We start from the raw sequence: 12,756 nt of genomic DNA on the forward strand, positions 1-12,756 counted from the left end.
CTCAGGCCTCCTTCTTGTCTGCGGCGACGGCGGCAGCCGTGGCTACGGCGCCGCGGCTACGGCGCCGCCAGGTGCCGGGCGCAGGTAGTCGGTAGATGGCGCGCACCAGCGGTGGGGCCGCGATGAACAGCACGATCATGGACTGCAGCACCAGCACAATGTCGATGGGAGTGCCGGTGGCGGCCTGCATGGTGGTGCCGCCGGCCGTCAGCGCCCCGAAGAGCAGGCCTGCCAGGACCGTGCCCTGCGGAGTGGAGCGTCCCAGCAGCGCCACCGTCATGGCGTCGAAGCCGATGCTGCCCGCAATGGAGCCGGTCAGATAGTGCTGGGTGCCCAGCACGGGTGCGGTGGATGCCAGGCCGCACAGGGCACCGGAGACGACCATGACCAGGGCGGTTATCCGCGGCACATTAATGCCGGCCGTAAGCGCTGCCTGCGGGTTCAGGCCCGTGGCGCGGAACTGGAAGCCGATCTCACTGCGCTCCAGCAGCCACCACACGAAGACGGCGGCCAGCAGGGCCACGATGAAACCCAGATGAAGGCGGAAGGGGCTTCCGAGTAGTAGCGGATACCTGGCTGTGTCGGCAACCGGCAGCGACTTGGGGTTGGCATTGCCGGCCCCGATGAAGGTCGCCGTGGTGAGCAGGTGCGCCAGCAGGTAGGCGGCCACGGAGTTGAGCATGATAGTGGTGATGACCTCGCTCGCACCGGTGGTGGCGCGCAGCACGCCGGGGATGGCACCCCACAGGGCGCCGCCGAGGATGGCGCCGAGCACGGCCACCAGCAGGTGCAGTCCGCCGGGCATATCCCAGGCGAAGCCCGCGTATCCGCCGACGACAGCGCCGAGGATGATCTGTCCCTGACCACCCACGTTGAACAGGCCGGCCCGGAAGGCCACCGCCATACCGAGCCCCGCCAGAATCAGCGGCGTGGCCACGGTCAGGGTCTCGGTGACGGGGCGCCACATGCGCGCCGCCGAAGAGGCCTGCCAGTCGAAGACGCCGCCCCGCGCCAGCGCACTGTATGCATCTGCCAGGGAGGTTCCAACCGCGCCTATGAAGTCTCCCGGACGGGCGAAGAAGTAACCGGCGGTGGTACGTACGTTGTCGTCCGCGATCAGGATCAACAGCGAACCGACGATCATGGCGGAGATGACCGCGAGCACGCCCATGAGCGTGTTGGACTCGGCGATCTGCCGAAGCAGACCAGGCCGTTCCGGCTGGTTATCGGTACTTGTCGCGGGCGTGCGGTCCTTCTGCTTCCGCGCCGCCGTGGTGGCACCGTCGGGGGTGGCTTCGCTCATCGGTTCTCCTCCTGGGCACGGGCCTGGTCAAGGGGTACACCGGCCATCATCAGGCCCAGCACATCACGGGGCGTGTCCGCCGGGACCACGCCCACGATCCGGCCGCGATACATGACGGCGATGCGGTCTGACAGGGAGTAGATCTCATCCAGTTCGGAGGAGATGATTAAAACGGCGGTGTCGTTGTCACGCTCCTGCACGATGCGTTTGTGGACGAATTCGATGGATCCGACGTCGAGCCCACGCGTGGGTTGGGAGGCGACCAACACCTTCAGCGGGCGAGACAGCTCGCGCGCCAGGATCGCCTTCTGCTGATTTCCTCCGGACAGGGTGGAAATGGGATCGGCGACGTCGGTGACGCGCACATCGAACTCGTCTCGCAGCTGCTCTGCGTGATCCCGAACCTTCGTGGGGCTGATGGAAGGGCCCGAGCCGAAGGCCGGGTCGTGGAAGCGGTCGAGGATCATGTTCTCGGCCACGGAGAAGGCGGCCACCATGCCGTCGGTGGAGCGGTCCTCGGGCACGAAGCCGAGACCGGCCCCAAGGCGCTGGCGCACTCCCAGGGCGGTCACATCCTGCTCTCCGAAACGCACGCTGCCGACCGTGGGGGCGCGCAGTCCCAGCAGGACCTCGGCCAGCTCGGTCTGCCCGTTGCCCTGTACTCCGGCCACGCCGATGATCTCACCGGAGCGGACCTGGAGGCTCACGTCGTCGAGCAGCGTGTTGCCGTCGTCGATGAGACTGATGTCGGTCAGTTCCAGGCCGACGTCACCGAGTTTCGGCTCATCCTTGGAGACCGTGAGGGAGACGGAGTGGCCCACCATGAGGCCGGCGAGTTCGGTCTGGGAGGCCGTGGGCTCGGCCGCCCCCACTACCTTGCCGCGGCGAATGACCGTGATGGTGTCGGCGACCTCGCGCACCTCGCGGAGCTTGTGGGTGATGAATACGATGGAGGTCCCGGCGGCCTTGAGGTCCCGCATGATGGCGATCAGTTCGTCCGTCTCCTGCGGGGTGAGCACTGCGGTGGGCTCGTCGAGGATGAGGACCTTGGCGTCACGGGACAGCGCCTTGATGATCTCGACGCGCTGCTGCACGCCCACCGGCAGATCCTCTATGTAGGCGTCCGGATCGACGTCGAAGCCGAAGCGCTCTGAGATCTCCCGCACCTTGTCCCCCGCCGCCTTGGCGTTGATGACGCCGGCGGTCCCGGTGGGCTCGTAGCCCAGCGCCACGGACTCGGCCACGGTGAACACGGGCACCAGCATGAAGTGCTGATGGACCATGCCGATGCCGGCGGCGACGGCGTCTCCTGGTCCCTTGAAGGTGACCGGCCGGCCGTCGATGAGGATCTCGCCGTCATCGGGTTCGTACAGGCCGTACAGGACATTCATGAGTGTAGACTTGCCGGCGCCGTTCTCGCCCAGCAGGGCGTGGATCTGGCCGGGTTCGACGGTGACGTCGATGTGGTCGTTGGCCACGAGGGATCCGAAGACCTTGGTGATTCCGCGGAGCTCGAGCAACACGAAAGGGCTCGCTTCCTGTGGGTTAAGACAATAATGGTTCTGTGATTGAGATACGCCGGTAAGGCGATGTCGACAACGCGGGGAGGGGATGCGCCCGGGCGGCGGTGACGCCGTCGCCCCGTCGAGGACGACGGCGTCACCGGTTGACCTGCTCTGCTCCCGTCAGGAAGGGTCGTAGGGGGTGGAGACGTCGAGTTCGCCGTCGATGATCTGCTGCTTGAGCGCCTCGACCTGCTTCTGGACCTCGCTGGGCACCTTGGGGGACCAGTCGTGGTAGTCGGCGATGGAGACGCCGTCATTGGCGAGCGTTCCGATGAAGGGAGTCGAGGTGAAGCCGCCGGACGAGGCCTCCTCAATGGCTTCGTAGACGGCGGTGTCGATGCCCTTTAGAACGGAGGTCAGCATGTACTTGCTACCACCGTCGGACTCGGTGGTGACGTAGCCGTCGGCGTCCACCCAGACGATCGCGTTGTCATCACTGCCGGCCTCCTTGACCGCGGCCAGCGTGCCGGAACCGACCGGTCCGGCCACCGGCAGGATGATGTCAGCACCCTGAGAGAGGAACTGCTCGGTCAACTGCTTGCCCGCGGCGGTGTCGGAGAAGTTGCCGATGAAGGAGCCTGAACCCGGGTTGCTGGGATCCCAGCCGAGCACCTCCACCTTGGCGTTGTTGTCCTCGTTGTACTTGGCCACGCCCTTGGCGAAGCCCTCCATGAAGATCTGCACGGTGGGGATCGCCATGCCGCCGTAGGTTGCGACCTTGCCGCTCTTAGTGGTTCCGGCGGCGGCATAGCCGGCCAGGTAGGCGGCCTCGGCGGTGTTGAAGATCAGCGGCTTGGCGTTGTCCAACTCAACCACGTTTCCGTCGGCGTCGGTGAAGCGAGAGTCGATGAGGGCGAACTCAACGTCTGGGTTCTCCTCGGCGGCGGCGGTCAGATGCGCCGCCAGGTTGAATCCGACTCCGATGATCAGGTTGCAGTTCTGCTGGATGAGGGAGTCGACGTTGGTCGGGTAATCGGCGTCGGACTGGGACTCTACCGCCTTCGTCTGGACACCGAGTTCACGTGCGGCGCGGTCCAGACCCTCCTTGCCGGACTGGTTGAAGGACTGGTCGTCGAAGCCACCCTCGTCGGAGACCATGCAGGCCAGGAAATCACCGGCGTCTCCACCCGACGAACTTGAGTCCGGGGCCGCACCGCAGGCGGCGAGGGACAGTGCGGCGACCAGGCCGAGCGTTATGGCGGGATACTTCTTCTTCACGGTCGTGTCTCCAGATGAGGTCCGGGGCTTGCGCCCTTGCAAGGAGCTGGCCGGGACGGCACGGGCTCTGCCACCAGCATAGACGCTTCGTCGGCCCCCACTGTACAAACGGCGTCAGACCGCCGGATTGCGACCATGACGTGACCCGCGCCGCAAATCTGGGCCAACCTGGAAAAGGGAGCGCAGACGCCCCGACATCAGGGCTGGCCTTGCAGGTTCTTACACTCGTTGCAAGCCTCCATGCGGCCGTTACAGAAGCGCTACCTCCCCGGCGTTCCCGAGCCGCTCGACAACGTCCTTTACCTGCTGCGCATGGTCGGGAGTGGTGACCAGCAGAGCATCAGGGGTGTCAACCACGATTACGCCGGGTGTGCCCAGCAGCACCACCTTGCGGTTGGTACTGGAGGCCACCAGGGCGCCGTCCGCGCCCACCACCTCCACGTCCGCCTCTCCCAGCACTCCGGCTCCGGCGGCCGTTCCGGTCTGGCGCGGCGGGATCAGCGCGGCCAGAGTGTCGAATCCGCCGACGTCGTCCCAGCCCATATTGCCGGGGACGGTAGCCACGCCGCCGGCGGCGGCCACGGGTTCGGCGATGGCATGGTCAATGGCGATCGCCTCCAGATCGGGCCATATCCGTGCCATGACGGCGTCGCGCGCGGGGGTGTCCCAGGCGGCGGCGATCTCCTCGATACCGGCGGCCAGCGCCGGTCGGTTGTCCGCCAGGTAGTCCAGCAGCACACCTGCGCGCACCACGAACATGCCGGCGTTCCAACGGTAGTCACCCGTGGCCAGGTAGCGGGCGGCGGTTGCGGCGTCGGGTTTCTCGGTGAAGTCGAGCACGCGGCGCCCGTCCGGGGCGCCGGGCACGTCCAGTGCCTCGCCGGCGTGAATGTAGCCAAAGGCGGTGGACGGACCAGTGGCCTCAATGCCGATGGTGACCAGCCAGCCTGCCCCGGCGAGAGCGACCGCCTGGCGCACGGCGTTCTGGAAGGCGACAGAATCGGCCACCAGGTGGTCGGCGGCGAAGGAGCCTACGATCGCCTCCCGCCCGTGCCGGTGGGCGATCAGGGCGGTGGCCAGGCCGATGGCGGCCATGGAGTCTCGCGGGGCCGGCTCGGCCAGCAGGTTCTCCTCGGGCAGATCCGGGAGTTGCCGGGCGACGGCGGCAACATGGGCCGCCCCGGTGACCACGGTGATCGTCGCTGCCAGTGGCGCCAGCCGCGCCGCCGTGGACTGCAGCAAACTGGCCCCGGCACCGGTCAGGTCCAGCAGGAACTTAGGGCGGCCCTTGCGACTGAGCGGCCACAACCGGGTGCCCGCACCGCCCGCGGGAATAATCACATGGACGGCCTCGGCGGTCGGGGTGGGGGCGACCGCGTCATCGGAGGAATTGACGTGGAGCTCGGCGTTCACCGCATCAGGCTAATGGCTGGGCCTCCCGTGGCAGAATCGCCTACGCGCCCAGCGTCGGCGTCGCCAGCGAGGCCCAACTTCCGTCCGAGGCGAGCCGCTGAAGGTGGATGCGGTCCACTACGAAGCTGGCCGCGATATTGCGCGCGGCGCTTACGGCACGATCCAGGGCGGCGTCGTCGACCTCGTGGGCAATGGTGATGTGTGGGTGGAACGGGAAGCGCAGGGGTGCATGCAGTGGTCCATCCGCGGCGCGCAGTTCCTGTTGCAGGGCGTCAATGACGGCACCGCCCTCGGCCACATCAAGGAAGACGACCGGGCTGACCGGCCGGAAGGTGCCCACGCCGGCAGCACGCATGGCGAAGGGCGCGGTGCGGGCGGCGACCCGGGACACATGGGCGGTGACGGCCGCCAGATCGGCCTTCTCCACGGCCGTGGGGGGAAGCAGGGTGACATGCGGCGGGACGGCATTACCGTGGGGGTCGCCGACCGCCAGCCGCACGCTGCGCACGCGCGCCGCCCAGGGCTCGGGCAGGGCGATGGTGACGCCCAGTACGCACTGACTGGGCGTGGGCGCGGGAACCTTCATAAGGTGTGCGCTCCTCCTCTTGCGGGCACGATCGAGTGGCAGCTGCACCTTACCCCGGGCGGGTCCGGGGATCATCCCGGAATCGGTTCGGGGACTCCTGCCGACAGTAGCTGTTCATCTGGCAGAATGGCTGTATGACGCTCACCGAGCCACAGCCCGCCGCCGGATCCGAGCCCGTCTTCTCCCCCGCACTTAGCCCGCAGGAGGGAGTCGAGGCCGCCACCACCCTGTTCCGTGACTGTTTCGGCGCCGCGCCCGACGGCGTGTGGTACGCGCCCGGACGTGTCAATGTCATTGGCGAACACACCGATTACAACGGCGGCCTGGCCCTGCCCATCGCTCTGCCGCACCGCGCCCACCTGGCGCTGCGCCGCCGCGAGGACCGCACCATCCGCTTGGTGTCCCCGCAGACGCGCGAAAGTATCGACGTGCTCGATCTGGACGCCATCGGCCCGAAGGGCACACCCGGCGAGGTCCGGCACTGGAACGCCTACGTGGCGGGTGTGGCCTGGGCACTGGAACGCGATGGCCTAGGGCCTCTCAGTGGTTTCGACGCCGCCCTGTATTCGTGCGTGCCGCTGGGTGGCGGCCTGTCCTCCTCCGCCGCCCTGGAGTGCGCCACCGCCGTCGCCCTGAATGATGTCTGCTCCCTGGGCCTGGCAGGAACAGCACAAGAGCCCGACGACGCCGGCCGGGCCCGTTTGGTCAACTCCTGCATCCGTGCCGAGAACGAGATGGCGGGTGCCCCCACGGGCGGCATGGACCAGTCCGCCTCCATGCGCTGCCGCGCCGGACACGCTCTAGAGTTGGACTGCCGTGACGGCTCGGTGACGCATGTGCCATTCGACCTGGCGGCCGCCGGATTGACGCTGCTGGTGATCGACACCAAGGCGAAGCATTCCCTGGTGGACGGCCAGTACGGAGCGCGCCGCTCGGCCTGCGAGCGGGCCGCCGAAATCCTCGGAGTCGAGTTGTTGGCCGACATCACCGGAGGGGCGCTCGAAGACGCCCTGGGAAGGCTGCGCGAGAGCGGCGCAGCCGACGCCGAGGTCCTGGTGACACGCACCCGCCACGTTGTCTCCGAGATCGATCGGACCCGCGACCTGGTATCACTGTTGCAGGACGGCGCCCCGCTGGTCGGCGAGAGGCTCGCGCGGGCGGGGGCGCTTATGGACGCCAGCCATGAGTCACTGCGGGTGGACTACGAGGTCACCTGCCCCGAGCTGGATGTCGCCGTTGAGGCGGCCCGTGAGGCCGGCGCCCATGGCGCGCGCATGACCGGGGGCGGCTTCGGCGGCAGCGCCATCGCACTGGTGGACTCGGATGCCGTCGATACTGTGGCGCGCGCCGTCGTCGACGCCTATGCGGCCCACGGATTCGCCGCCCCGGCATTCCTAAACGCGGTGCCCTCCGCTCCGGCGGGCCGCCTGGCGTGAACAACACCCGCGCGCTGCTCCGCCTCCTCCGCATGGAGGAGAACCCTGAGCGCCCGAGCTGAAGGAATCAGGATTTTCTCCTACCTGCGGATGAGTGTGTCGAGGTTCCTTCTGACATAGTCTCGTGACGTCTACAGGGTCTCGGCACCCACGCCTTGGCCCATCCCATAACCAGGCGGTCCCTGGCCGCCGCTCCCTCCCATGAGGGGCAACCGGAGGTGTGCCGTGAAGCGCTATGTCCTGCCCACCATCAAGATCCTGATAGCCGCCGTCATCGCCATCGCATTGGTCAAGATCGCCTTCTTCCCGGACTCCGGGGCAGGCACGACGGCGGAGATTGAACCCGGCATCAACGCCGCCACCCAAACCACCGTGGTCGCCACCGGGGACATCTCCAACACCGTGGATGTCAAAGGGCAGATCGTCGAGGACGCCGCGGTGGAGGCGCAGGCCAATCTCAACGGCGTCGTCGATTCCTTCGCCGTCGGCAAGGGGGCGACAGTCACCCAGGGAGAGCCCCTGATCTACCTCAAGCTGGTGGAGCCGCAGGAGCCGACGGTGAGCACCGATGAACAGGGCAATCCCGTTCAGACGCCCGTGCCCGACAAGGTCACCTGGTCAACCGTCTACGCCCCCTCCAGCGGCGTGGTCTCCTTCAACGTCATTGAGGCGCAGCAGACCAGCGTGGGCCAGGTTGTCGCCACCGTCGCTCCCGGCACGCACTCCGCCAAAGGAACCATTTCCGCCAATCAGCAGTATCGACTCACCAATGCCCCGTCCTCGGCCATCATCTCCGCCGAGGGAGGCCCGGCGCCGTTCGAGTGCACGGGTTTGAAGATCGGCACCCGGGAGAAGACGTCTACCACCACCAGTGAGAGCGGCCAGGTCACGACCACCACCGGTGACGGCACCAGCGTGGAGGTCCGTTGCGCGGTGCCCTCCGACCAGCAGGTATTCCCGGGCATGTCAGTCACCATCGGCGTGGACGGCGGCTCGGCCTCCGGAGCACTGGTGGTGCCCGTGACCGCGGTGGAGGGATCCGTCACCAAGGGGAACGTCTGGGTGGTCACCGACCCCGCCGACCCGCAGGCCGCTGAGAAGCGGGAGGTCTCCCTGGGAATCACTGACGGAACCAATATCCAAATCACCGAAGGACTGGCCGAGGGGGACGAGATCCTCCTGTTCGTCCCGAACAAGGACACGAAGCGTATGGGGGAGCCGAACACCTGCGAGCCCGACGGGTCGGCCTGCTACGACGAGAACGGCGAGGAGATCCTGTGAATCCCCTGCTGAGCATGCGGGGCATCGCCCGCACCTTCGAGGTGCCCGACTCCCCACCGCTGCACATACTCACCGACGTCAACCTCGATGTTAGGGCCGGCGACCACGTGGCCATAGTCGGCCGGTCCGGCACCGGCAAGTCCACACTGCTTAACCTGATCGGTCTGATCGACCAGCCCACTGACGGCGCCTACACCGTGGACGGACGCGACACCCGCCGTCTGGGGGAGGCCAGGCGGGCTCACCTGCGTGGACAGACCTTCAGCTACGTCTTCCAGTCCTTCAACCTCATCCCCGGCCTGTCCACCACGGAGAACGTGGCGGCACCGCTCCTGTACGACACCGGCTCGGCCTTCTGGACCCGCACCCGACGCGCCGAGCAACTGCTGGCCTCCGTTGGTTTGGAGGACAAGATCGATGCCCCCATCGGGCGCCTGTCGGGCGGAGAACAGCAGCGCGTCGCCATCGCGCGCGCCCTGGCACGCCGTCCGAGGGTGATCCTCGCCGATGAGCCCACCGGGGCACTCGACGTCGACACCGGCACGATGGTGATGGAGCTGTTGGAGAGCCAGTGTCGAGAGACCGGCGCCGCACTCATCATCATCACCCACGATCTGGCCGTGGCCGGTCGCGCCCGCACCCAGTATCGACTGGGTCAAGGTGTGCTGACACCGATCACGGTGCACCACGAGCGTATCGGGGGCCTGGACGAGTTCACTGAGGAGATCGCCGGCGCCGCACAGACCTCTGCAGCGGGAGTGCCGGGACAGGCCCCGTCGGCAGGACGGCACACCATGCAGGAGGCTGCGTCATGATCCGCTTCTTGACGGGTTTTTTCGGCGCCCTGGTTGAGGCCTGGGCGCAGCTGCGCATCGGCAAACTGCGGGTCATGCTCTCCCTGGTGGGGGTCGGTGCGGCCGTGGCCGCCATGACCTTCGTCATCGCCCTGGGCGAGGTGACCAGTGCGATCATCGACCAGGAGATCGCGACCTTCGCAGGTCGCCCGGGTACCGTCAGGATCGAAGTCAATCCCACCGGCCGAGGGGTGGACGACGATTCAGTGGCGTCGGACGGCGCCAGTATCGGCGCTGACGGCGGTCTCGGCGCCGACGGCAGTTCCGGCGCGACCGAGGATGGCTCGCAGTCGGCACCGGAGATCGCCAATAAGATCGCCACGGCCGAGGCCAACCTGGTAGAGCGCTACGGGGCCAAGAGTTGGGCGACCAGCTACGATCAGCAGCTGCGCATCGCCTTCCCTGACGGCACGCGTAATGTGCAGGCCACCGTAGTCAGCGCCGGCTACGCCACGCTTCATAACACCCGTATGGGGCAGGGACGCTGGTTCTCCGCCGACGACGAGGACGACCTGTCTCCGTCACTGGTAGTCTCACAGGGCATGTTGGAACAGTTGGGCCACACGACCCTGGACGGCCCTATCACGGTGCACTCCTACTCTCCCGCGCAGACGACTTACACGATAGTCGGTGTGCTCAAGCCTGATGACCTTACCTGGTGCGAGGGAGTCCCCGAGTATGCGCAGGACTGCACACAAACAGTCAGGGCCTACGCGCTACGCGTTCCGCACGAGCAATGGCTTACCAACGAGGCTCGCGCCTCCCTGCCAGCTCCGGTGCTGGAGATCTGGGCGGGGCAGGAGCAGGAGCAGCAGGTGATAAACCTCGCTAAGCACGATCTGGACGCCCAATTCGGGGCGGGATCCACTTTTGCGACCTCCAACTCGGCACAGACCCAGGGAATCAATACCTCCAGTTTCACCCAGTCGGTGACCATCGCGGGTGTGTTGGTCATGGTTCTGGGAGCGCTGAGCCTGATCAACATCTCCATGGTGACGGTACGCCAGCGCATTCACGAGATCGGGGTACGCCGCTCCTTCGGGGCTACCAGCCGACGTATCTTCTTCTCCATCATGCTGGAGTCGGTGGTGGCTACCGTGGTCGCCGGCGTCATCGGTATCGGGATCGCAATCGTGGGCATGCGCATTGCGCCACTGGGTGCAATGCTGGGAGTGGCGGTGGAGACACTGCCGCCGTTCCCCATGTCTGCGGCCCTGATCGGCTTAATCGCCGCCACTGCGGTGGGCGCGCTGTCCGGGATCATTCCGGCCCTGGTGGCGGTACGTATCAAGCCGATCGACGCGATCCGCTACTGACCACCGGCTTCAGTTGCCCATCACGAAGGCGCGGTGCCGCAGGCTGCCGGACTTCATGTCCGTGACGCGCACGGAGGCCACGTTCGCCCAACGCGGGCCGTGATACAGCCAGGCGATCAACCGGGCCACGTCTTCGGGCGGGCCCTGCGCCAGCACCTCCACATCGCCGTCGTCAAGGTTGCGCACCTCCCCGACCAGTCCTAGCCGTTCTCCCTCCTCCATGCAGGACCAGCGGAAGCCGACGCCCTGCACGCGTCCGGAGACAATGGCATGGATGGTACGCCGCTGCTCGGCACCGGGGACGCTGGAAGCTCCGGCACCTGTGGAGTCACCCGGGGCGCTGTTGCCGGCATCGGCGGCGTCGCCTGCCATGTCAACGGACTCGGGCTTGCTCGCCGGGCGACGGAAGACATCGAAGAACCTGCGCTGCATGCCGCTATTGTCGCAGGAAAAACGGCCTCATCACAGTGCCCGCAACCACCGGGAACGGTCGATACGACTGCTTCTACATCCGCTGACCGGCTCTTACCGGCACGCGCAGGCTGTAGTTCCCGACCATGCCCAGGCCCACGTACACTCGGGCGTTATGCGCGTCGCCTCCATCAATGTCAACGGCATCCGTGCCGCCGCCCGCAAGAACATGGCCGCCTGGCTGGAAACCTGTGCCCCTGATGTCCTCCTGCTGCAAGAGGTGCGTGCAGATGAAGCGACGGCAGCGGCGCTACTGCCTGGGTATGAGTCGGTGATCTGGCCATGTCGGGTCAAGGGCAGGGCCGGAGTCGCCGTCGCAGTGCGTCAGGGGGCGCCGGTGGAGATTGGCGCGGTGCGCCGCGGGGTCAGCGGGCCGGGGAGTGAGGAGCCGGATGTGGACTCCGGCCGCTGGTTGGAGGTGGAGCTGACGACGTCCTCGGAGTCGAGCGACGCCGAGCCGGCCGAATCCGGTCCGAACGCGACGACGGCATCCACGTTCACGGTGGTGTCCGCCTACTTCCATTCCGGCCAGGTCGGGACAATCAAGATGGATCAGAAGTACGCCCACCTGGATCTGGTGGACCTGCGCATGGCATCACTGCTTTCGGCCGCCGCTGCGGGCGGGCCACAGGTACTTGTAGCCGGTGACCTCAATATCGTGCGCTCCGAGCAGGACATCAAGAACTGGCGCCCCAACCACAACAAGTCAGCGGGCGTGCTGGATGAGGAGATCGCCTATCTGGAGCGCTGGTTCGGGGCCGGCTGGGTGGACGTGGCCCGCAGCCTCGCGCCCGACGCGGAGGGGCCGTACACCTGGTGGTCGCAGCGCGGCAAGGCCTTCGACAACGACGCCGGTTGGCGTATCGACTACCAGGTGGTCACGCCGCAACTGGCCGAGCGGGCCAGCTCCTTCACCGTGGACCGGGCGCCCAGCTACGCCGAACGCTGGTCGGATCACGCCCCGCTGGTGGTCGACTACGACCTCTGAGGCGATCCCTCCGACGCCAGGAGCCCCTCGGCGTACCCGAGCGAGTTGAGTAGGTAGTGGGCACAGCCCTGTCTATCGATATGCGTATCGGCCCCGTGGGACTCTCGTGCCTGCCTCATCGCCGCGCCAGTGCGGCGGCCCGCCGACGGTTCGCCAGGTAGCACCCACGATTCGTCACCAGCGACGACGGTTCGCCAGGTAGCACCCACGATTCGTCACCAGCGACGACGGTTCGTCAGGTAGCACCCACGATTCGTCACCAGCGACGACGGTTCGTCAGGTAGCACCCACGATTCGTCATGAACCGCGACGGTTCGCGGGATAG

General features: G+C 67.0%; 11 protein-coding genes. 5 read left to right on the forward strand and 6 right to left on the reverse strand.

Going from position 1 to position 12,756, the window contains the following annotated elements; genetic code table 11:
- Position 1 precedes the first annotated feature (1 nt).
- From CWT10_RS12160 to CWT10_RS12180, 5 genes are all read right to left on the reverse strand, one after another.
- Positions 2-1,303, reverse strand: coding sequence for an ABC transporter permease (locus CWT10_RS12160; protein WP_103062171.1), 1,302 nt, complete (start codon positions 1,301-1,303; stop codon positions 2-4).
- Positions 1,300-2,826: an ABC transporter ATP-binding protein gene (locus CWT10_RS12165; RefSeq protein WP_103062172.1), complete on the reverse strand. Its 1,527-nt coding sequence runs from the start codon at positions 2,824-2,826 to the stop codon at positions 1,300-1,302. The genes CWT10_RS12160 and CWT10_RS12165 overlap by 4 nt, the downstream gene beginning before the upstream one ends.
- A 162-nt stretch (positions 2,827-2,988) precedes the next feature.
- Complete coding sequence (locus tag CWT10_RS12170; RefSeq protein WP_103062173.1) at positions 2,989-4,086, reverse strand: BMP family lipoprotein; 1,098 nt, start codon at positions 4,084-4,086, stop codon at positions 2,989-2,991.
- A gap of 249 nt (positions 4,087-4,335) precedes the next feature.
- Positions 4,336-5,499: a mannose-1-phosphate guanylyltransferase gene (locus CWT10_RS12175; RefSeq protein ID WP_103062174.1), complete on the reverse strand. Its 1,164-nt coding sequence runs from the start codon at positions 5,497-5,499 to the stop codon at positions 4,336-4,338.
- 40 nt (positions 5,500-5,539) lie between these two features.
- Positions 5,540-6,085, reverse strand: coding sequence for a 2'-5' RNA ligase family protein (locus CWT10_RS12180; protein ID WP_103062175.1), 546 nt, complete (start codon positions 6,083-6,085; stop codon positions 5,540-5,542).
- Positions 6,086-6,219: 134 nt separating this feature from the next.
- Between CWT10_RS12180 and galK the strand changes: the two genes are divergently transcribed.
- The 4 genes from galK to CWT10_RS12200 all read left to right on the forward strand — a co-directional run bounded on the left by galK (position 6,220) and on the right by CWT10_RS12200 (position 10,972).
- Complete coding sequence (gene galK, locus CWT10_RS12185) at positions 6,220-7,521, forward strand: galactokinase (RefSeq protein WP_103062176.1); 1,302 nt, start codon at positions 6,220-6,222, stop codon at positions 7,519-7,521.
- Positions 7,522-7,746: 225 nt separating this feature from the next.
- Entirely contained in the window at positions 7,747-8,802 is a 1,056-nt protein-coding gene (locus CWT10_RS12190) for an efflux RND transporter periplasmic adaptor subunit (RefSeq protein WP_233188030.1), read from the forward strand.
- A complete protein-coding gene (locus CWT10_RS12195; RefSeq protein WP_103062178.1) occupies positions 8,799-9,617 on the forward strand; it encodes an ABC transporter ATP-binding protein in 819 nt (272 codons plus the stop codon). The genes CWT10_RS12190 and CWT10_RS12195 overlap by 4 nt, the downstream gene beginning before the upstream one ends.
- The gene (locus CWT10_RS12200) at positions 9,614-10,972 is read left to right on the forward strand and encodes an ABC transporter permease (protein ID WP_103062179.1); all 1,359 of its coding nucleotides are present in this window, start codon (positions 9,614-9,616) and stop codon (positions 10,970-10,972) included. Before CWT10_RS12195 ends, CWT10_RS12200 begins: the two co-directional genes overlap by 4 nt.
- 9 nt (positions 10,973-10,981) lie before the next feature.
- On the opposite strand, the gene CWT10_RS17790 is transcribed toward CWT10_RS12200, so the two are convergent.
- On the reverse strand, positions 10,982-11,404 hold the full coding sequence (locus CWT10_RS17790) for an acylphosphatase (protein ID WP_332881178.1): 423 nt from the start codon (positions 11,402-11,404) through the stop codon (positions 10,982-10,984).
- 154 nt (positions 11,405-11,558) lie between these two features.
- On the opposite strand from CWT10_RS17790, the gene CWT10_RS12210 reads away from it, so the two are divergent.
- Positions 11,559-12,431: an exodeoxyribonuclease III gene (locus tag CWT10_RS12210; RefSeq protein ID WP_103062180.1), complete on the forward strand. Its 873-nt coding sequence runs from the start codon at positions 11,559-11,561 to the stop codon at positions 12,429-12,431.
- Positions 12,432-12,756 lie beyond the last annotated feature (325 nt).

This window comes from Actinomyces qiguomingii (genome assembly GCF_004102025.1).
Classification (GTDB): domain Bacteria; phylum Actinomycetota; class Actinomycetes; order Actinomycetales; family Actinomycetaceae; genus Actinomyces; species Actinomyces qiguomingii.